The 17,009-nt window shown below is 71.1% G+C and carries 18 protein-coding genes and 2 pseudogenes; 11 read left to right on the top strand and 9 right to left on the bottom strand.

Annotated features, from left to right (window positions below; all coding sequences use genetic code 11):
• Positions 1-5: 5 nt before the first annotated feature.
• On the top strand, positions 6-716 hold the full coding sequence (locus ABTX18_RS07505; protein WP_352121783.1) for a DUF4191 domain-containing protein: 711 nt from the start codon (positions 6-8) through the stop codon (positions 714-716).
• A 73-nt stretch (positions 717-789) separates the two neighbouring features.
• On the opposite strand, the gene ABTX18_RS07500 is transcribed toward ABTX18_RS07505, so the two are convergent.
• Positions 790-1,257 carry an RDD family protein gene (locus tag ABTX18_RS07500; RefSeq protein WP_352121782.1) on the bottom strand — a complete coding sequence of 156 codons (468 nt, stop codon included), beginning with the start codon at positions 1,255-1,257 and terminating at the stop codon, positions 790-792.
• Between the two features lie 275 nt (positions 1,258-1,532).
• Here ABTX18_RS07500 and glnA point away from each other — a divergent pair, with 275 nt between their 5' ends.
• Positions 1,533-2,942, top strand: coding sequence for a type I glutamate--ammonia ligase (gene glnA, locus ABTX18_RS07495; protein ID WP_352121781.1), 1,410 nt, complete (start codon positions 1,533-1,535; stop codon positions 2,940-2,942).
• Positions 2,943-3,055: 113 nt separating this feature from the next.
• On the opposite strand, the gene ABTX18_RS07490 is transcribed toward glnA, so the two are convergent.
• Positions 3,056-4,513: an MFS transporter gene (locus ABTX18_RS07490; RefSeq protein ID WP_352121780.1), complete on the bottom strand. Its 1,458-nt coding sequence runs from the start codon at positions 4,511-4,513 to the stop codon at positions 3,056-3,058.
• 171 nt (positions 4,514-4,684) lie between these two features.
• On the opposite strand from ABTX18_RS07490, the gene ABTX18_RS07485 reads away from it, so the two are divergent.
• The gene (locus tag ABTX18_RS07485; RefSeq protein ID WP_352121870.1) at positions 4,685-5,332 is read left to right on the top strand and encodes a TetR/AcrR family transcriptional regulator; all 648 of its coding nucleotides are present in this window, start codon (positions 4,685-4,687) and stop codon (positions 5,330-5,332) included.
• Between the two features lie 67 nt (positions 5,333-5,399).
• Here ABTX18_RS07485 and ABTX18_RS07480 read toward each other — a convergent pair whose 3' ends face one another.
• The 4 genes and pseudogenes from ABTX18_RS07480 to ABTX18_RS07465 form a co-directional block, all read right to left on the bottom strand.
• Positions 5,400-5,786 carry a VOC family protein gene (locus tag ABTX18_RS07480; protein ID WP_352121779.1) on the bottom strand — a complete coding sequence of 129 codons (387 nt, stop codon included), beginning with the start codon at positions 5,784-5,786 and terminating at the stop codon, positions 5,400-5,402.
• Positions 5,787-5,904: 118 nt separating this feature from the next.
• A pseudogene (locus tag ABTX18_RS07475) lies at positions 5,905-6,228 on the bottom strand (vWA domain-containing protein); the annotation flags it as partial.
• A gap of 1 nt (position 6,229) precedes the next feature.
• Positions 6,230-6,652: pseudogene (locus tag ABTX18_RS07470) on the bottom strand (AAA family ATPase); the annotation flags it as partial.
• A gap of 63 nt (positions 6,653-6,715) precedes the next feature.
• Entirely contained in the window at positions 6,716-7,201 is a 486-nt protein-coding gene (locus ABTX18_RS07465; protein WP_352121778.1) for a hypothetical protein, read from the bottom strand.
• Between the two features lie 135 nt (positions 7,202-7,336).
• On the opposite strand from ABTX18_RS07465, the gene ABTX18_RS07460 reads away from it, so the two are divergent.
• A complete protein-coding gene (locus tag ABTX18_RS07460; RefSeq protein WP_352121777.1) occupies positions 7,337-7,777 on the top strand; it encodes a hypothetical protein in 441 nt (146 codons plus the stop codon).
• A 64-nt stretch (positions 7,778-7,841) separates the two neighbouring features.
• On the opposite strand, the gene ABTX18_RS07455 is transcribed toward ABTX18_RS07460, so the two are convergent.
• A complete protein-coding gene (locus tag ABTX18_RS07455; protein ID WP_352121776.1) occupies positions 7,842-8,111 on the bottom strand; it encodes a hypothetical protein in 270 nt (89 codons plus the stop codon).
• A 121-nt stretch (positions 8,112-8,232) separates the two neighbouring features.
• Here ABTX18_RS07455 and ABTX18_RS07450 point away from each other — a divergent pair, with 121 nt between their 5' ends.
• Entirely contained in the window at positions 8,233-8,592 is a 360-nt protein-coding gene (locus ABTX18_RS07450; RefSeq protein WP_352121775.1) for an arsenate reductase family protein, read from the top strand.
• 15 nt (positions 8,593-8,607) lie between these two features.
• Here the strand turns inward: ABTX18_RS07450 and ABTX18_RS07445 are convergent, their stop codons facing one another.
• Entirely contained in the window at positions 8,608-9,489 is an 882-nt protein-coding gene (locus ABTX18_RS07445) for an alpha/beta fold hydrolase (RefSeq protein ID WP_352121774.1), read from the bottom strand.
• Between the two features lie 72 nt (positions 9,490-9,561).
• Between ABTX18_RS07445 and ABTX18_RS07440 the strand changes: the two genes are divergently transcribed.
• Positions 9,562-10,071 carry a MarR family transcriptional regulator gene (locus ABTX18_RS07440; RefSeq protein WP_352121773.1) on the top strand — a complete coding sequence of 170 codons (510 nt, stop codon included), beginning with the start codon at positions 9,562-9,564 and terminating at the stop codon, positions 10,069-10,071.
• Positions 10,072-10,074: 3 nt separating this feature from the next.
• On the opposite strand, the gene ABTX18_RS07435 is transcribed toward ABTX18_RS07440, so the two are convergent.
• Positions 10,075-10,983 (bottom strand): Gfo/Idh/MocA family protein, encoded by a 909-nt coding sequence (locus ABTX18_RS07435; protein ID WP_352121772.1) that lies wholly within the window; start codon positions 10,981-10,983, stop codon positions 10,075-10,077.
• A 171-nt stretch (positions 10,984-11,154) separates the two neighbouring features.
• Here ABTX18_RS07435 and ABTX18_RS07430 point away from each other — a divergent pair, with 171 nt between their 5' ends.
• From ABTX18_RS07430 to ABTX18_RS07410, 5 genes are all read left to right on the top strand, one after another.
• On the top strand, positions 11,155-12,693 hold the full coding sequence (locus ABTX18_RS07430; protein ID WP_503061104.1) for a hypothetical protein: 1,539 nt from the start codon (positions 11,155-11,157) through the stop codon (positions 12,691-12,693).
• Positions 12,690-13,823, top strand: a complete 1,134-nt coding sequence (locus ABTX18_RS07425) for an ARPP-2 domain-containing protein (RefSeq protein ID WP_352121770.1) — start codon at positions 12,690-12,692, stop codon at positions 13,821-13,823. The genes ABTX18_RS07430 and ABTX18_RS07425 overlap by 4 nt, the downstream gene beginning before the upstream one ends.
• 188 nt (positions 13,824-14,011) lie before the next feature.
• On the top strand, positions 14,012-15,046 hold the full coding sequence (gene glnII, locus ABTX18_RS07420) for a glutamine synthetase (protein WP_352121769.1): 1,035 nt from the start codon (positions 14,012-14,014) through the stop codon (positions 15,044-15,046).
• 100 nt (positions 15,047-15,146) lie between these two features.
• Entirely contained in the window at positions 15,147-16,058 is a 912-nt protein-coding gene (locus tag ABTX18_RS07415; RefSeq protein ID WP_352121768.1) for a DUF6891 domain-containing protein, read from the top strand.
• 290 nt (positions 16,059-16,348) lie between these two features.
• The gene (locus ABTX18_RS07410) at positions 16,349-16,963 is read left to right on the top strand and encodes a winged helix-turn-helix domain-containing protein (RefSeq protein ID WP_352121767.1); all 615 of its coding nucleotides are present in this window, start codon (positions 16,349-16,351) and stop codon (positions 16,961-16,963) included.
• Positions 16,964-17,009 lie beyond the last annotated feature (46 nt).

Genomic DNA, 17,009 nt, shown 5'->3' with positions numbered 1-17,009 from the left:
ATTGCATGGCGAGGAAGGCAGAATCCACTGAAGGCGCGGACAGCGCCGAGAACGCGGGGCGACTCAAGCAGATCGCCCTGACCTACAAGATGACCAGGCGGACCGACTCCAAGATCGGTCTTGTCGTCGCGGGTGTGGGAATCGTCACCTTCGGTGTCCTCCTCGCGATCGGTTTCTTGATCGACCACCCGATCTACCTGGGCATCCTGGGCTTCGTGCTCGCCCTCCTCGCGATGGCGATCGTCTTCGGGCGGCGCGCCGAGCGGGCGGCCTTCGGGCAGATGGAGGGACAGCCCGGCGCCGCGGCGGCCGTGCTGGACCGGGTGGGCCGTGGCTGGACCACGACGCCGGCGGTCGCGATGAACCGCAGCCAGGACGTCGTCCACCGTGCCGTGGGCAAGGCGGGCATCGTGCTGGTGGCCGAGGGGAACCCGAACCGGGTGAAGTCCCTGCTCGCGGCCGAGAAGAAGAAGATGGCCCGCATCGTGGTCGACGTACCCGTGCACGACATCATGGTCGGCAACGGCGAGGGTCAGGTGCCGCTCAAGAAGGTGCGCACCACGATGCTGAAGCTGCCGCGCGTCCTGACCGGCCCGCAGGTGACGGCCGCCAACGACCGGCTGCGCGCCATGGGGGACCTCATGAGCAATATGCCCTTGCCGAAGGGACCTATGCCCAAGGGCGCGCGGATGCCACGCGGCGGAAAGATGCGCTGAGGCGGAGAACGTACGAAGAGGGCGGGCCGTGAACCACGTGGTTCACGGCCCGCCCTCTTTCTGCGTGTACGGCTCAGATACGGACCTGCACGGCGCGGGCCAGCCGGTCGTGGAGTCCGCGGCCGTCCCGGTCCCAGACCAGGGCGGGGATCACCAGGCACAGCAGCACGCTGCGCACGAGCACACGGCCGAAGCCCAGACGCCCGCCGTCCTCGGCGACGACCCTGATGCCCATCAGGCGCTTGCCGGGCGTGCAGCCGATGGTGCCGACGGTGAGCACACTCAGTACGAGGAAGACGCCGAGCGCCCAGTTGCCCGTCGCCTGCTGGTCACCGCGAGCGAACAGCCCGTATGCGATCAGCATGCACAGGGCCCAGTCGATGAAGATCGCGCCGAAGCGCCGCCCGAGCGGCGCAATGGCCCCGGGTCCCTGCTCGGGAAGCCCGAGCCGCTTGCCCCGGTACCCGAAGTCGGCGCCCATGGCCTCGGCGGCCGCGCGCGGCCCTGAGAGCCACGATCCGATTGCTTGCCTGTTGTCCACCCGACCACGGTACTGCGCCCGCCTCCGGCCCCTGGCGGGCGGGGCGGGGACGGACCGGGACACCGCACCGAAACCGGGCCGGAACGCGCGCGGAACGAGCCGTTCCCACGGTCCTGAGGCGCTCACCGCGCCCGGCCCGGTTAACTTCCGCGAAACAAATGGGTCATGCTTGAGAAATCCGGTCTGCCTATGGTCGGGTCCAGCGTGTGCCACCGCACTGGCCACACAACGAGCTGCAACCCCGTCCCTCCCGGGCCGGGAGTAGGAGGAGTTGGATGTTCCAGAACGCCGACGACGTGAAGAAGTACATCGCCGACGAAGACGTCAAGTTCATCGACGTCCGGTTCTGCGACCTGCCCGGTGTGATGCAGCACTTCACCATCCCGGCGGCGGTCTTCGACCCGACCGAGGAGCTCGCCTTCGACGGTTCCTCGATCCGCGGCTTCCAGGCCATCCACGAGTCCGACATGGCGCTGCGCGCCGACCTGTCGACGGCCCGTGTCGACCCGTTCCGCCGCGACAAGACCGTCAACATCAACTTCTTCATCCACGACCCGATCACGGGCGAGCAGTACAGTCGTGACCCGCGGAACGTGGCCAAGAAGGCCGAGGCGTACCTCGCCTCCACCGGCTTCGCCGACACCGCGTACTTCGGCCCCGAGGCCGAGTTCTACGTGTTCGACAACGTCCGCTTCCAGACCTCGGCGAACGAGTCCTTCTACCACATCGACTCCGAGGCGGGCGCCTGGAACACCGGGTCGGAGGAGAACAACCGCGGCTACAAGGTCCGCTACAAGGGCGGCTACTTCCCGACCCCGCCGGTCGACCACTTCGCCGACCTGCGTGCCGAGATCTCCATGGAGCTGGACAAGAACGGCCTCCAGGTCGAGCGCCAGCACCACGAGGTCGGCACCGCCGGCCAGGCCGAGATCAACTACAAGTTCAACACGCTGCTCGCCGCGGCCGACGACCTGATGCTCTTCAAGTACATCGTGAAGAACGTCGCCTGGCGCAACGGCAAGACCGCGACGTTCATGCCGAAGCCGATCTTCGGTGACAACGGCTCGGGCATGCACGTCCACCAGTCCCTGTGGGCCGGTGGCGACCCGCTGTTCTACGACGAGCAGGGCTACGCGGGCCTGTCGGACATGGCGCGCTACTACATCGGCGGCATCCTCAAGCACGCCCCGTCGCTGCTGGCCTTCACCAACCCGACGGTGAACTCCTACCACCGCCTGGTCCCCGGCTTCGAGGCCCCGGTCAACATGGTGTACTCGCAGCGCAACCGCTCCGCCGCGATGCGGATCCCGATCACGGGCTCCAACCCGAAGGCCAAGCGCGTCGAGTTCCGCGCCCCGGACCCGTCGTCCAACCCCTACCTCGCCTTCTCGGCCCTCCTGATGGCCGGCCTGGACGGCGTGAAGAACAAGATCGAGCCGCCGGAGCCGATCGACAAGGACCTGTACGAGCTGGCTCCCGAGGAGCACGCCAACGTCCAGCAGGTCCCGACCTCCCTCCCGGCCGTCCTCGACGCCCTCGAGGCCGATCACGAGTACCTGCTGGCGGGCGGCGTCTTCACGTCCGACCTCATCGAGACGTGGATCGACTTCAAGCGGACCCACGAGATCGCCCCGATCCAGCTGCGCCCGCACCCGCACGAGTTCGAGCTGTACTTCGACCTCTAGACAGCGATGCGCTGACGCGACGTCGGCACCATGAACGAGGGCCGCCACCCCTGGCCGGGGTGGCGGCCCTCGTTCGTGTGCCCGTCCGTTCGGTCCGGCGGCCGCGGCGAGGCTCAGTGGGACTCTTCGGTGGCGCGGGAGTCGGTGAGGGTGAGGGCGCCGCCTGCCGCGACCAGACCGACGACGACCGCCAGCACGGCGTAGGTGATCCGCTCGCCGTGGAAGAACGACGCCACGAGCGCGTCGCTCCAGGTGCCCGCGGGCAGCTGTGTGGTGACCAGCACGGCGATCAGCGTGCCGACCACCGCGGTGCCGATGCTGGTTCCGACCTCCTGGGCTGTGTCGTTGAGCGCCGTGCCGATCGACGTGCGGTTGGCGGGCATCGCTTCGACGAGTGCGATGGCGCAGATCGTCATGACGGTGCGCAGTCCCACGGTCATCACGACCATGCAGGCGGCGATGGCTCCATACCCGTGGTCGACGCCCCAGGACAGTCCTGCCAGTGAGCCGGCCAGGCAGGCCGCGCCGACCAGGCAGGCGACGCGGTGGCCGAACCTGCCCGCGAGCCACTCGGACAGGGGGGTCGCGGCGATCATGGTCACGATGATCGGCAGGTTCGCCAGACCGGCCCGTACGGGGCTCCACCCGTAGGCGTACTGGAAGTGGAGGATCAGGCCGAACATCACGGCGGCCATCGCTATCGCCGTGCCGATCTGCGCGAGGGCGGCGCCGCGGACGGTGCCGTCGGAGAAGAGGCGCAGGTCCAGCATGGGAGCGGGGGTGCGGCGCTCGTGCCGTACGAACGCCGCGCCGGCGGCGATGGCGCCGAGGAGCGAGGCGAGCGTGATCGCGGAGAGCCAGCCGTGCTCGACACCGCTGGTCAGCGCGTAGCAGGCGAGGCCGATGGTGGCGACGCTCAGCGCGGCGCCCGGCAGATCGAGCCTGTCGCGGGTCAGGTCCTGCGGCCGGTCGGCCGGCACGCCGAGGCGGACGCCGATGGCCGCGATCAGGGCGATCGGGGCGTTGACGATCAGAAGCCACTGCCAGCGCACGTGGGCCAGGGCGGTGCCGCCCAGCAGGGGGCCGAGGACGAAGCCGGACATGCCGACGACGATCATCAGGGTCATGGCGCGCATGCGCAGCGCCTTGTCGTCGAACAGCCGGAAGACCAGCGAGTTGGTGATGGGTGCCATCGCCGCCGCGGCAATGCCGAGGCCGGCCCGCAGGGTGATGAGCTGACCCGCGGTGGAGACCGCGACGACGGCCAGGCTCAGCAGCCCGAACACCGCCAGGCCCACCAGCAGCACCCGCCGTCGCCCTAGCCGGTCGGCCATCGATCCCGCCGTCAGCAACAGGCCGCCGAACGTCAGCGAGTACGCGCCGGTGACCCATTGCAGCGCGGTGGTGCTGCCGTCGAGGTCCCGGCCGATCGTGGGCAGCGCGATCGAGAGCAGCGTGTTGTCGACCATCTCGACGAAGAAGGCCAGGCAGAGCGCGGCCAGGGGAATCCATGCGGCGCGCAGGGATGGATAGGTGCGCGGCGCAGCGGGTGCGGGGGCAGTTGTGGTCACTGCGGGCCTCCTCTTGGGCACGCCGGAACGTCGCCGACGCATAGAACGAGGTTCGATAATAGAACCGAGTTCGATGCGCATGCAAGCTGTGATTGGATGGGGACCATGACAGAGCCGCGGCCCCGACCCGCCGATCGTCCGTCCCGGGGACGACGGCGCGCCTCGCACTCCATCGAGGCCGTACTCACCGCGGCCGTGGCCCTGCTCGACGAGGCGGGCGAGCAGGCGCTGACACTCCGCGCCCTCGCGGCCCGGCTCGGCACCGGCGTCGGCAGCATCTACTGGTACGTCTCCGGCAAGGACGACCTGCTCGACCGGGCCATCGACCACGTGCTCGGCGGGGTGCTGACCGCCATCGAGGGGCAGGCCCGCAGCGAGGACCCGATCGATGACCTGCGCATGATGGCCGTCACCCTGTTCGACGCGATCGTGGACCGCCCGTGGCTGGGGTCGCACTTCATGCAGAACATCAACGACCAGGGCAACTCGTTGCGGCTCTATGAGGAACTGGGGCAGCAGACGCTCCGGCTCGGTCTCACGCCACGGCAGCGGTTCCACGCCGTGTCGGCGATCGTGGCCGTGGTGATCGGCAACGCCGCCGACCTGGGGCAGGAGCCGCCCCGTGAGGTGCTCGACGGCTCCGTGGACCGCTACGAATTCCTGGGCCGGTACGCCGAGACATGGCGTGCGCTCGACCCTGCGGCGTTTCCGTTCGTGCACGACATCGTCGACGAGTTCGACGGGCACGACGACAAGGAGCAGTTCCTCGCCGGGCTGGAGCTGACTCTGGCGGGCCTCCGCCTTCAGGCCGAAGCCTGAGGGCGCGGCTGCCGTCGGGGGTGGTCGGTGCTTCCGGGATCCCGGCCCTTGTCCCGGGCTCCGGGGTCTACGCGCTGTGCACGATCTGGATCAGATTGCCGCAGGTGTCATCCAGGACAGCGACGGTCACCGGACCGGCCTCCATCGGCTCCTGGGTGAAGCGGACGCCCAGTCCGCGCAGCCGGGCGAACTCGGCGTGGACGTCGTCCACGGCGAAGGAGGCGGCCGGGATGCCGTCCCTGACCAGGGCCGTCTTGTACGGCTTCACCGCCGGATGGCCGTCGGGCTCCAGCAGGAGTTCGGTCCCGTCGGGGTCCTCCGGCGAGACGACCGTCAGCCAGCGGTCCTTGCCGATCGGCACCTCGGCCTTCTTCACGAAGCCGAGCACCTCCGTGTAGAAGCGCAGGGCCTTGTCCTGGTCGTCGACGAAGACGCTGGTCAGGTGGATCCTCATGGTGCTCTCCGGTGTGTCGGCCCAAGCGTTCGGTCTGCGTCCGGCCCGGGCGGGGCCGGTGCTCCGATCATGCATTGCCGCGACAGCCACCGGCACCCGGGCCGGGCGCGGGGGCTGTTCAGATGAGCCGGAAGAGGTCGCCGGCCGCGTGCGTGCCGGTCAGATCGCCGATGCTGCGGAGGTTGTCGCACAGGGCGTCGAGGACGGTGCCTGGTCCGGTGGCCTCCGGGGCGCCGACGGCCACACCGAAGGTGCGGAGCCCGAGTGTGTGCCTGGCCTCGTTCCAGCTGCGCATCCACTGCTCGCCGATGCCGCACTCCCCGTCGGTGATCATCACGATGTCACCGCGCCGGCGTCCGTCGGTGTCGAACTCCTCGTCCAGCAGCCGGACGGCCGCCGCGAGCGGGGTGCGGAACTCGGTGCCGCCGCCGAAGAAGTGCTCGGTTCTCCGGGTGGTAGACGCGCTCATTGAGCAGACCGAGGGTCTCGTCCAGGGCCGCCGTGGAGCATTTGAAGATCTCGTCGATGAACGCGATGTTCGCTGTTGTGGCCCGGCCGTCGAAGATCTGCCGGTACTCGCCCCGGCTCAGGGCGCCCACGTCGACCGGGCCGAACATCCGGGTCGGAGCGGTGAACTTGCTGAGCAGGATCTCCCAGTAGCTCGCGTGCACGATCCGGCCCGTCAGCTCGCGTGCCAGTTCCGACTTCGCGGTGCCGGGAGGGCCGAGTACGAGTGCGTGCTGACCGGCCGGCATCGCCGGCGTCAGCGTCCGTACGACCTCGTCCCGTTCGTAGAACAGTTCCGACAGCTCACCGGTGATCGCCCTCAGCCGTCTCGCCGTGTCCGGTGCGTGGGTGTCGTTCATGGCGCGCACGGTACGCGGCCGGGTCGGCCCCGATCAAAGAGATCCGCGGCCGCCCCCTCGTGATCAGTGCCGCAGCGCCTTGCCCACCTCGGCCTTGACGTCGCCTTCGAGCTTGCGGTTGCTGCGGGCCGTGGCGTCCTTGGTCTTCTTGGAAGCCACGTCGTCGACCGTCACCACGACCGTGTCGAGCAGGTTGCCGTCCGGATCATCGAAGTTGATCTGCACGACGTAGGACTGTTTCGATCCGGTGCCGTTCTCCACGGTGATCTTCGAGGTGGCATGGCCGTCCTTGTCGGTGGTGGGGGCTCCCGCCTTGACGTCTCCGCCCGCGTTCACACCGTCCTTGACGCTGTTCAGCTTGTCCTCGGCGGCGGCCGTTGCCGAGGCGACCGCGTCGGACCCCTCGGAGGCGACGGAGGACGCCGCCGATGCCGCCTTGGATACGGTGCTGGACGCGCCGTCCCCGTCGTCGGAGCACGCCGATGCCGTGAACGCCACGGTCATCGCCACCAGTACCGCGCCCACGCCGCGTACGCCTTGCCTCGTCATCGTGCCTCCCAGCACTCGCCCGCCGGCTCAAGTCAAGGCGGCGGCAGACCGGTGCGCACGTGGCGTCGGCCGGACGGGTGAGGGGGCGGAGGCGGTGGGGTCGCGGGCCGGGCGCGGACGGCCGAGGCTGGGGGGATGAGCGAGCAGACCGCCCCCGGCCCACCGGTCCCGCCGCCCCCGAGGCGGCGACGGCTGTGGCCCTGGGTGCTGCTGCTGATCGCCGTGGTGCTCGCCCTCGGTGCCGGCGCGGTCTCCGCGGTGCTGGCCCGCGAGGTCTCGGCGGAGCGTGCGCGCACGGTGCACATCCGGTACGAGGTCACCGGCGCCGCCCGGGACGTGACGCTCACCTACAGCACGTGGAAGGGCGAGGAGCTGTCGACCGCGCGGCTGACCCTGCGGAGTCTGCCGTGGACCGGGGAGCTGGACACCAAGGGCTTCATGAACGGGGGTACGTTCGTCGTCAGCCTCGGCAAGTCGGGCGGGGACGTGGCCTGTTCGGTGACGGTGGACGACGGCACGCACCGCACCGCCAGCGCCTCGGGCGCCTTCGCCACCGCCACGTGCGGCGGGTTCTGACGACGCGACCGCGCCCCCGGATTCCTGCTGAATCCGGGGGCGCGGTCCTAGGGCCGGCTGTCGGTCAGCGGCCGTAGCGGATGAGCGCGCGGACCATGCGGCAGGTGGTGTCGGACGGCGGGTGGATGGCGAGGCGCTCGGCGGTCGTACGTATCCGGGCGTTGCTCGCGCTCGACGGGTGGTAGACGCCCGTGTCGAGCAGGGCGATCGCCAGGCGCATCGCCTTCAGCCGGCGATTGTGGGAGACGTACCACTCACGGGGCCGTCCGGCGGGGAGCGGCTTCTTCTTCAGGGGTATGTGGAGCGGCTTGGTCGTGACTGCGGCTACGGCCATTGGCAACCTCCCGGGCGCGGTGGTGGAACCCTCACGAACTCCCCCCATTTTACTGCCCCCCACTGACAATCGGCCCTGGCCAGAGGGCTTTTCGGGCGGTCCATCGCGTACCTTTGACCCCATGGAGATCTGGATCAATCCCGCCTGTTCCAAGTGCCGTAGCGCGCTGACGCTGCTCGACGCGGAGGGTGCCGACTACACCGTCCGCCGGTACCTGGAGGACGTGCCGTCGCCGGACGAGATCCGGGCCGTGCTCGGCCGGCTGGGCCTGGAGCCGTGGGACATCACGCGGACGCAGGAGGCGGAGGCGAAGGAGCTGGGGCTCGAGGAGTGGCCGCGGGACGCGGATGCGCGGGAGCGCTGGATCACGGCCCTCGCCGGGCACCCGAGGCTCATCCAGCGGCCGATCATCACGGCGGAGGACGGCACGGCCGTGGTCGGGCGCACGGACGAGGCGGTCCGGGACGCGCTGGGGCGCTGAGCGGCGCGGGAGACCCTAGGACCTCGCGTCGGCGCCGAGGAACTCCCCCATTCTGCGGTTGAGTTCGGGCACCGCCGGGCCGTTCGCGGGGAGCGCGTGGTGGGAGACGCCGGGCAGCACGGCCGTCTCCGCGTGCGGCAGCAGCCGGTTCACGGCCGCGGCCACCCGGGTCGCGTCCTGGGCGCGCCCCCGTCCGGCGAGGAGGACCAGGGCCGGTACGTCGAGTCCGCGCAGGGCCCCGGGTGACGGGCGGGGGCTGGTGACCGGGCGGGCGGAGGGGAAGCCGGCCGCCGCTTCGCGCAGCCTCAGCCAGTCCGCGTCGAGCGGGGCACGGCCCGTCTCCCACTCCAGGAAGGCGCGCGTCCGTGCGGCGTTGGGGCGGAGCAGCATCGGCAGCGCGTGCAGCAGATAGCCGGGACGGAATCCGGCGAAGCAGCCGGTCGGGTCGAGGAGGATCAGCTTGCGGACCCGGCGGGGTGCGTGCAGGGCGTAGTGCAGGGCGATCCAGCCGCCGTACGAATGGCCGCCGAGCGCGACCGGCCCGGCACCCAGACCGTCCAGCAACGCGTCGAGCCAGCCGTTCAGGTCGTCCACGGTACGGACCGGCCGCTCCCCCGCCGTGCTGCGGCCCGGCTCGCCCACGAGGTCGACGGCGTGGACCCGGTGGGTGCGGCCCAGCTCGGCGGCCTGGGCGTACCAGACGGTGGACGTCGCACCGCCGCCGGGCAGCAGGAGCAGGGGCGGGGCGTCCTGGGGGCCGTAGCTGTTGAGGCAGGTGCTGCCCCACGGGGTGGGGACCTGCGTGGAGGTGGTTCCGGCGGGCCAGTTGGCCGCGAGGACCTGGTCGTAGGCGGCGAGGAAGGCCGTGCTGCCGGTAGCGGGCGGGGTGGAGGTCATGGGGCGCGCTCCCTGGGATCCATACGCGTGGAATATTATCTCGCTGAGCGAGATAATAGCGAGGAGTCGGAGATGAGCGAGCAGGAGCCCGGACTGGAGATCGTCCATCTGCTGCGTCAGGTCACGGTCGTGTTCGGCCTGCGGCAGGCGGAGTTCGCGACCCGGAACGGGATGCATCCCACCGATGTACGGGCTCTGATCTGTCTGCTCGACGCGGAGCGGAGCCGTACCGACGTCACCGCCGGGCGGCTGGGCGCGGAGCTCGGGCTCAATTCGGCGGGCACGTCGTCGCTCATCGACCGGCTGGAGCGGCTGGGGCATCTGACGCGCACCCGCGACGAGCGGGACCGGCGGCGGGTGCTGCTGAGCGTGACCCCGCACGCGGTGGAGCTGGGGTGGGCGGCGTTCGGGGCGGCGATCGGAGGTGCCGTGGCGCTGCTGCGGGAGTTCGACGAGGCGGAGACCGCCGCCGTCCGGCGGTTCCTGCACGGCTTCCTCGCCGCGCTCTCGGCGGAGCCCGGGGCGCCGGAGCCCGGGGCGGCGGCCGGCGCCCCGGGCGATGCGAAGGAGACCGGCGGCTGACCGCTACTGCCCCGCCTGTGCCTCGGCCTCCGCGAGGAGTTCCGTCAGGCGCAGCCCGAACCGTACGTCGCAGGGGTGCGCCTCGCCCGTACGCACCGATGCGATCAGCGCGTCCACCGCCGCGGCGAACGCTCCGACGGCGCCGTCCCAGCGGGGCAGGCCGACGATGCCGTGTTCACCCCTGAGCTCGATGCCCACCCCGGCCGCCGCGAGCGGCGCCGCCAGGGTGAGCGTCACCGTGCTGGAGGCGCCGGAGGTGTGGCGCAGGATCAGGTGGTGGGTGCCGACGGGGCCGCGGGCCGCGGTCAGGGCGGTGACGTCGCCGAGCACCGGGATGAGGACCGAGAGGGCGTGCGGGCCGACGTCCCACAGGCCGCCCTTCTCGCGGCGCCAGGGGGACGCGGCGTACTCGCTGTCCGCGCCCGGGGCCCACAGGGCGCCGATCCACTCGGCGTGCGCGGTGAACCAGTCGCCCGTCGCCTGCTGCTCGGCGATCCATGCCGCGGTCTCCGGCGCGAACCGCAGCGTGCAGAAGACGATCGAGGCGACCCGGGCCCGCTCCGCCGCCTCGGCCACCTCGCGGGCGCCCTGGACGGTCGTGGCCACCGGCTTGTCCATCAGCAGATGGCAGCCGGCGGCCGCGGCCCGGGCGGCCAGCGGCGCCTGGATGTCGGGCGGCAGGGCGAAGGCGATGGCGTCGCTCGCGGCGAACAGCTCGTCCAGCCCCGCGTCGCCGGTGTATGCCGTGGTGCCGTGTGCGGCGGCCAGCTCCTGGGCCGCCTCGGCCCTGCGGCCCCACACCCCGCTCAGCACGGCGCCGGGGTGGGCGGCGAGGGCGGGGGCCTGGGTGATGCGGGCCCAGGGGCCCGTACCGGCCAGGCCGATACGCAGGGGTGCCTCGGGTGTCGTCATGGGACCAGTGTGCCCGGTGCGTCGTCCTGGGCATTCGAATCCGATGGCGGGGCGCGGGAGGAGGCCGTTATGTTGACCGAGCCGGCCGCGGGACTCCGGGGCGACTTCCGGGACTTGCCTCTAAAGCAAACATTTCGCTGTTCGCCCCCTCATTCCCCGGCCGGCTTCCGCATGCGCGTACCGCCGCGCGGAACACCACGGGGGGGGTGCATCATGACGACCGAGACCCGGGCCGGCCTCGTCGCCGCCGAGGACGTGCTGCTGTTCGTCAACGCGGCGATCACCGCGACCGGGCAGCGCGAATTCCACTCGGGGGCGTACCGGCAGCAGCTCTCGCTGGACTTCCTGCACGCGTACGTACGGGTCAACTACCGCCGGGTGTACGCCGCTTCGCTCGCCCTGGACATCAACGACCACAATGCCGTGCGCATCGTGCACGGTCTGCTGGAGTACGCCGCCGACGCCTCGGCCGAGGAGAAGGCCACCGAGGGCCGCCTGATCGCGGCACGGCTGTCGAAGCTGCCGCCGCAGCGGGTCTACCGGCTGTTCCGGGGGCTGCGCGCCGCGAAGGTCAACAACCGGCGCACCCGGGCGATCATGAGGGACTGGGTGGCCGGGCGGCCGGATCCGGCGCATGACGCGGTGAAGTACCGCGCGGGGCTGAAGACCGCGGTCCGCCACGCCCATCTCCGGCTGAACGACGGTGACGCGGCGCCGGGCGGGGCGGCGGGCGGCCCGCGCGACACCGAACTGGGCGCCTTCCTCTTCCGGCCGGGGCGGCTGCCGCGCTACCGGCACCGGCTGCTCGACGCCTGGCGCCGCGCCCACTACGAGCAGGGCGCCGTCGACGAGCTGCCGTTCACCGTCGCCGAGGGCTTCGCCGCCCGGCACGGCATGAAGCGCGAGGCGTTCCTGGAGCGGATGGTTCCCCGGATGACTCGGCTGGAGCGGCTGCGCACCCAGGGGCAGCGCGGCAAGGCCGCCCCTTCGGAGCTTCCGGCGGATGTCGATCTGACCGTGATGCCACTGACCCGGCTCGCGCTGTACGTCCTGACGTTCGGCACGGAGCTGCGCGTGCGTCACCGTGCGGAGCTGACCGCGGCCCTGCGCGCCGCTGCCCGCCGGGCGGTGGGGCCGCACGAGGGGAGCTGGGGGCGGGTCGCCGCCGTACTCGACGACAGCTACTCGTCGTCCGGTTCGGGCGAGAAGCGGCGTCGTCCGCTCGCGGTGGCGCTGGCCTGCCACTTCCTGCTGGAGGCGCTCGCCGCACCCGGCGCGTACACCGCGCTGTGGACCACCGGTGCGAGGGATCCGCTGCTGGTCAGGCCGTGGGGGCCGACGCCGCTCGGCATCCGCGTCCTGGACGCGCTGGAGCACGGTCCGGAGCGGCTGGTCATCGTCTCGGACGGCTGGGACAACGCGCCACCGGGGCTGGCGGGTGAGGTGTTGCGGGTGTGGCGGACGCGTCTCGATCCGGAGCGGCGCACGGCAGCAATCCATGTGAACCCTGTATACGACGCGGACGGTTTCGACGTCCGGCGGCTGTCGCCGAGCGTGCCGACGGCCGGGATCCGGGACGCGGAGGACCTGGCCGCGCTGGTGGAGATCGCGCAGTTCTCCGAGGGGCGCACCGGCCTTGCGGAGCTGTACGCGTATCTGGACCGGCAGGTCGCCCGGTTCGTCGATGACCCGTTGGGAGGACCGCGGTGACCAGGCTCGAACTGACCGGGCTGACCGCCCGCCCGTCGCAGGTCTGGGGCGGCATCCGGCTGGTGCCGCTGGTGCGGGAGAAGCCCGTCGAGGGGCTGCGCCTGCACCGGGAGGTGTACGAGGGGTACGGCATGACCGGCACGGTGGAGGTGGGTCCGGGCGCGCACTACACCTCGTACATCCCGCACGGCTTCGTCGCGGACTGGACGGGCGAGGGCGCGAACACGGCGGCGTACGGCACGCAGTTCGGAAGCGGCTCGGGGGGCGATCCGCCGAGGACGCTCACGCTGCCGCGTCACCGGCACCACCGCCTGGCCAAACGGCAGCCCGGGAACCGGCTGCGCTTCCTGCCGCTGCATCTCGCGATGGAGGGCTATCTCGCGCTGCACTTCGGCGGTCCCTCGACCGCCTGGGAGGAGTGGTCGCGCCAGGCGCTGCGGGACGGGCTGTCGCCGCGTGCGGAGGACGCGTATCTGGGGTGGTCGGTGCGCGGGCTCGGTGACGCGCTGCGGGCGTTCGAGATCCATCCCGGCCAGTGCGGCGTGATGGTGTACGCGGCCGACGTGCTCGCCGCCGCCTTCGTGGTGCCTCACCCCGACGACTACCGCCTGCTCCACCCGTCGCTCGTCCAGGACCTGTACGGGGAGCTGGTCCACCAGTACGCGATGTACGGCGCTCCGGTGGCGGACTTCGGGGCGCGGATCCCGGACGGGCCGCAACTGCGGACGCTCGCGGATCTCCGGGCGGCCGCGCTGCGGCAGGGGCGGAAGTGGAGCGAGGCGCACGACACCCTCTTCGCGCGGGACCTGCTGGAGACCTCGTACGGCTTCGACCGGGTGTACCGGATGGGTTCGTTCAACCTGTGGCGGTTCCTGCCGCCGTTCCTGCGCAACCGGGGCGGGCAGCACATCGGCGAGACGATCACCGACCACAAGGGGCAGGTCGCCTATCTCAAGACGTTCCGGCTGTCCGAGACGCAGATCCGCCGCGGGCACCTGCTGCGGCTGCTCGCCGACGCGGACTGGCTCCTCTCGCGGGCGGCCGCGTCGCTGCCCGCCAGCCAGGCCGAGCTGATGCGCCGAATCCGGGCCGCCGGCTTCGAGTCCCTGCTCCGGGACCCGAGCGGATGACCCGCACCCCATGACCCGCACCTCATCCCCCTCACCTCACCCCGCCCCGCCCCGCCCCACCCCACCGCCGGGCCGTCTCACGCGGGAAACGTCGGTAACACGGGGTTCACATAAGGGCAACGGTCGGGAAATCGCGTCTTGCGAAGCTGCGCTGCATAGACCGCAGCACCCGCAAAGGATGGGCTTCCGTGACGTTCAAGGCTGAGTACATCTGGATCGACGGCACCGAGCCGACCGCCAAGCTCCGTTCCAAGACCAAGATCATGCCCGGTTCCCCGTCGTCCGACGTGGCCGAGCTGCCCATCTGGGGCTTCGACGGGTCGAGCACCAACCAGGCCGAGGGCCACGCCTCCGACCGGGTGCTGAAGCCGGTCTTCACCTGCCCGGACCCGATCCGCGGCGGTGACGACGTCCTGGTCCTGTGCGAGGTCTTCAACATCGACATGACCCCGCACGAGTCCAACACGCGGGCCGCGCTGCGCCCGGTCGCCGAGCAGTTCGGCGCCCAGGAGCCGATCTTCGGTATCGAGCAGGAGTACACCTTCTTCGACGGCAGCCGGCCGCTGGGCTTCCCCGTGGGCGGCTTCCCGGCCGCGCAGGGCGGCTACTACTGCGGCGTCGGGGCGGACGAGATCTTCGGCCGCGAGATCGTCGAGAAGCACCTCGACAACTGCCTGAAGGCGGGCCTGGCCATCTCGGGCATCAACGCCGAGGTCATGCCCGGACAGTGGGAGTTCCAGGTCGGTCCGGTCTCCCCGCTGGAGGTCTCCGACCAGCTGTGGATCGCCCGCTGGCTGCTCTACCGCACCGCCGAGGACTTCAACGTCTCCGCGACCCTCGACCCGAAGCCGGTCAAGGGCGACTGGAACGGCGCGGGCGCGCACACCAACTTCTCCACCAAGGCGATGCGCGAGGGTTACGACGCGATCATCACCGCGTGCGAGTCGCTGGGCGAGGGCTCGAAGCCGATGGACCACGTCAAGAACTACGGCGCCGGCATCGACGACCGCCTGACGGGCCTGCACGAGACCGCCCCGTGGAACGAGTACAGCTACGGCGTCTCCAACCGCGGCGCCTCGGTCCGCATCCCGTGGCAGGTCGAGCAGGACCAGAAGGGCTACATCGAGGACCGCCGTCCGAACGCCAACGTCGACCCGTACCTCGTCACGCGGCTGATCGTCGACACCTGCTGCACCGCGCTGGAGAAGGCCGGCCAGATCTGATCCGGCCGCACCGCTCGTAAGGGGCGCCCACCGGCAGGTTCGGTGGGCGCCCCTTACGCGTGCCCGGGAGACTGTCGGTGCGGTGTGCCAGGCTGGTCGCATGCTCGACATCAAGATCGTGACCGAGAACCAGCAGACACACACCCGCGTCCCGGACCAGGAGTTCGGCGACCTGGTGCACCGGATCGGCACGACCGGGGACCGATTCCTGGTCGTGCAACGGATACCGGACATCCCGGGCACGTTCATCCAGGTGTGGCACGAGGCCGGCGGGGCGTACGACGTGGAGCACCGCGTCGGCGGGGCCGCCACCCACGTCCGCGCTGTCGTCGAGGCGCCCGAGCAGGTCGCCGCGCTGATGGTCCGCTGGGCCCGCCAGGAGTCCGGGTGGGACGCCGGTATCAGCTGGGAGGGCCTGGGCCTGCCGGAGCCGGAGCCCGTACCGGAGATCGCGGCGGACATCCATGAGCAACTCGAGGCGCGGGTGCGAGAGTTGCTCCGCGGCGGGTACGGGAGTGTGGAGGAGCTCGCCGAGTCGGCCGAGGACTACCTGGTGAAGGACGGCGTGCATCCGGTGACCCTCGCGCAGGCGCGGCAGTTGGTGGAGCGGCTGTGGCTGGAGCGTGTCGAGGAGCAGCGGCTGTGGTCGGACGTGACCGATCCGGACCGGCTGGAGCGGGCGTTCGCCGTGCTGGACGGGCGGGGAATCACCGCCCGGGAGCACTTCACGTGCTGCCGGTCGTGCGGAGTCGGCGAGATCCACGCGGAGGGGCGGGACGACGCACGGGGCTTCGTCTTCTTCCACCTTCAGGGTACGGAGAGTGCTGCGGCCGGGCACGGACTGACGTTGTACTACGGCGGGTTCGACGAGTCCGCGGAGACGACGGCCGCGGTGGGCCGCGAGGTCGTGGCCGTGCTGGCGGAAGCCGGACTGACGGTGGAATGGGACGGCTCACCGGATCAGGCGATCGGACTGCCGGCCCTGGACTGGCGCAAGAGGCTGGTGGGCTGAGGAAGGGGCGCCGTCCAAGGCAAAGGGTCCGTATCGACGGGTGAGAGGGGTCTGCGCAGGCGCCCTGTTCTCTGGTTCAATGGGGGTATGGCCAGCATCCAGCACACCTCGACGGGTCGCAGCGACCTCGAGCCGTTCTGGCCTTCCCGTCAGCATCACGACTTCGACCGGGTGTGTTGCCGCGCGACGAACGCGCAGGCCCTCTAACACCGCTCACCCCGGTCTTCGGTCCGCGCGCACGAAGCAAGTCCGTCCACAGACGACTCCCTCGCGCGAAAGAGCTGACCCTCATGGCGAACGCCCGTACCTTCTCCGCCGCAGCCGCTGCCACCGCAGCGCCGACGGCGACCGCTGCGACCGCTTCCGCCCGTCCCCCCTCCCCCAACCGTCACCGGCTGCGAGCCGTGGCCCCGGACGAGGTCGTCCGGCCGGCCGATGTCTCCGCGTTCCTGACACCGGGCGCCACCTGGCTGCCCGCGCCCCAGCACACCCTGCCGTCGCTGCCGGGCCGGCCGCCGATGGTCGGCTACCTGGTGCTCGTCCCCGCGGACCAGCAGCCCGCCATCGCGGCCGCGACGGCCCAGTACGTGGTGCCCGAAATCCTGGAGGACACGGCGCCGGGGCCGGGTCCGGTGCGGATCGACTCCGTCCGGCGCACGGCGGCGGTGAACGGGAACACGCTCGACCTCACCTACCTGGAGTTCGAGCTCCTCGCCCATCTGGTGGCGCATCCCCACCGGGTGCACACCCGCGACCAGTTGGTGACGACGGTCTGGGGTTACGGGCACGTGGGCGACGGCCGCACCGTCGACGTCCATGTCGCCCGGCTGCGCCGCAAGCTGGGCGCCGAGCACCGCCGTTCGATCCAGACGGTGCGGCGCGTCGGTTACAAGTACACGCCCTGAGCGCACAGGTGGGCCCCGGCGGCGGTACGTACCGCGGCCGGGGCCC

This window comes from Streptomyces sp. NPDC096323, from assembly GCF_040302845.1.
GTDB lineage: Bacteria > Actinomycetota > Actinomycetes > Streptomycetales > Streptomycetaceae > Streptomyces.
This window is presented reverse-complemented; position numbering and strand designations above follow the sequence as displayed.